Source organism: Mixta mediterraneensis (genome assembly GCF_030283135.1).
Lineage (GTDB): Bacteria > Pseudomonadota > Gammaproteobacteria > Enterobacterales > Enterobacteriaceae > Pantoea > Pantoea mediterraneensis.
Genome location: NZ_JASUAZ010000109.1, coordinates 1 through 2,308, shown reverse-complemented (window position 1 = coordinate 2,308; position 2,308 = coordinate 1). Strand labels below are relative to the sequence as shown.

The following is a 2,308-nucleotide window of genomic DNA, read 5'->3' as shown; positions in this document are numbered from 1 at the left end:
AAACACTAATCTCCACTCTGGTCTCCAATGTCATCATTGGCAGTGCCTTAAAACTGCCATTTTTACCCTAGGTGGGTCAGATTTACATCGGCAGGTGGGCCAGTTTTACATCGGTAGCGACACGAAGGTAAAGCTCTATTGATTGGGCTAGTATTCGAACTGGTTCGGCGCAGCCACTTTCCTGAGAAACCGTCCCGCTACCAGTCTCTGTTTGCCTGTGAGCAGTTGAATGAAGTGAAGCAGTTCAGAGCGCTATTGGCCGAAGAGCGTGGTGATGAGAACATACTAACAGCACCAATATATGAGGTTCTTAGCTGGGAGCCAGTTCTCCGTGGTGATATGAATCTGCTTAATGGTAATTGCCCGGTGCTGGAGCTTTATCACCGGGCACACCTTTACTGGTCTGGGGAGCCAGCCCCCGTTAAGAAAGGTAAGGAAGAGGAAAAACCGTTCTGGGAACTGCTGATTCCGCTACCTGTCGTGTTTGGTCATCGTGTGCTGGAACCGATGGAGTTGTCACCGGCTTAGTGCGCAATGTTGCTGCCACATTGCCGATCATCATGATGTTATTATCGCCGCTAGCGAATTGGCTTCGGCCTTCTTCTATAGCCGTCAGCGCGGCTTTTAACTCCGAGATGGCTTCCGATGAGCAACTGGCATCCACGCTCAGTGTATAGATCTTGTTTTTCTCCCCCATCCTGATCCCAAATAGATAGCCGGATTTACGTTCGGGCGCTGCTGTCTTATTCATCGTGCTTGCCTCTCCTGCGTTTTGTGTGCCACCATTCTGGCCGCTTCCCTCTGCGAACACTTATAACGCGCTTTAAAATCCGTATCCCGCCACATTTGTGATGCTGTCTCCCACACAACAAGGAGACACCCATGAAAAACCTGAAAAAATTCATTCCCCCTGTTAAAAAGCCACGTCTCAGCGGCTGGCTGTTGACCTCAGTGCTGCTGCTCGGCACCATCGGTCTTGTATCGCCCCAGCAACTGCCGGTGGTTGTCTACAAGCTGTCACTCATTACGCTGGCGGCAGTATTGGGCTACTGGCTTGACCGTTCGCTTTTCCCCAAAGCCCGTCCCGGTCAGTACCTGAAGCATGATGACAGGCTGATGGCTGATGGTCGCTTCCCCGTCCAGACTGGCCTTCACCTGGTCTTTTCCGCTGCGCTAATCCGCCGTGCGCTGATTGTTGCCGCAGTCTGTCTGGCCGTGGCGACGGGGCTGTGACCATGAACTGGCCTCAAATCACCCTCATCATCCTGCTTGCCTTTGGTCTGGGCGTAACCGCCATCAAGCATGGCGAACCACGCAACGATAAATACAGCTTCTGGTGGCAGCTCGCTGGCAACCTGGTTATTGCCTGGCTGCTCTGGTGTGGCGGCTTCTTCAGTCAGGCCAACGCAGCCCAGCCACCGCAGGCCGCGCTGCAGTATCGCGACGATGTGATCCGTAATGCCCGGCTTGAATGGGGTCTGTCTGCGCCGGTGGCCGACTTCGCCGCGCAACTGCATCAGGAAAGCGGCTGGCGACCTGATGCGGTCTCGCCGGTTGGCGCTCAGGGGCTGGCCCAGTTTATGCCCGCCACCGCTGACTGGATAAGCCAGTTAATGCCGGGGCTTAACAGTCGCGAGCCGTTTAATCCGGCATGGGCCATCCGGGCGCTGGTCAGCTATGACCGCTGGCTGTGGCAGCGCGTCAGTGCCGCCAACAACTGTGAGCGTATGGCCATGACGTTGTCGGGCTATAACGGCGGTCTGGGCTGGGTACAGCGGGACAAGCGGCTGGCCTCGCAGCAGGGGCTGAACAGCACCCGCTGGTTTGGTCATGTCGCCACGGTGAATGCCGGGCGCAGCGCTGCCAACTGGCGGGAGAACCGTCATTATCCGCAGCGTATCCTTCGGGAGCTGGCCCCCCGTTATCTCACCTGGGGAGGCGGCAGCTGTGTGGACTAGCCTGCTAAAAAAACTGCCATGGCGCAGCATGTTAATCGCGCTTGCCTTAGTCGGGGCGCTATATGGCCTGTACCACTGGGGTTATCGAGGTGGTCACAATGATGCCAAACGCGATGGGGATGCGGCGCTCAGCACGCTGCAGTCAGCGTTCGACACGTACAAAACGGAGCAGGCAACGCTTGAGAACGCTGCGTTGCGGGCCTGGGCAAAACGGTATCAGGAGCAGGTAGCCGCCGGGCAGCAGGCTGAAGCCAGTTACCTTGAGCAGATTGCTCAACTGGAGAGCCAGAACAAACAACTACAGGGGCAAATTAACGATGTCACACAGCGCTGGATTGATGAAAAAGGTA

Annotated in this window: 3 protein-coding genes and 1 pseudogene; all 4 read left to right on the top strand. The window is 56.1% G+C overall.

The genetic code is table 11. The features are described 5' to 3' along the window. Window positions 1–138 precede the first annotated feature (138 nt). Window positions 139–528: a DUF2441 domain-containing protein gene (locus tag QRY16_RS21780; RefSeq protein WP_289778033.1), complete on the top strand. Its 390-nt coding sequence runs from the start codon at window positions 139–141 to the stop codon at window positions 526–528. A gap of 354 nt (window positions 529–882) precedes the next feature. Continuing rightward, window positions 883–1,233 carry a putative holin gene (locus QRY16_RS21775; protein ID WP_016191696.1) on the top strand — a complete coding sequence of 117 codons (351 nt, stop codon included), beginning with the start codon at window positions 883–885 and terminating at the stop codon, window positions 1,231–1,233. A gap of 2 nt (window positions 1,234–1,235) precedes the next feature. Beyond that, on the top strand, window positions 1,236–1,958 hold the full coding sequence (locus QRY16_RS21770; protein WP_289778032.1) for a transglycosylase SLT domain-containing protein: 723 nt from the start codon (window positions 1,236–1,238) through the stop codon (window positions 1,956–1,958). A 28-nt stretch (window positions 1,959–1,986) separates the two neighbouring features. Next, window positions 1,987–2,308 (top strand): annotated as a pseudogene (locus QRY16_RS21765) (hypothetical protein); the annotation flags it as partial.

Excerpts from the sequence above, each read along its gene's own strand:
- QRY16_RS21775 (WP_016191696.1), top strand. The coding sequence starts at position 883 with ATGAAAAACCTGAAAAAATTCATTCCCCCTGTTAAAAAGCCACGTCTC.
- QRY16_RS21770 (WP_289778032.1), top strand. The coding sequence starts at position 1,236 with ATGAACTGGCCTCAAATCACCCTCATCATCCTGCTTGCCTTTGGTCTG.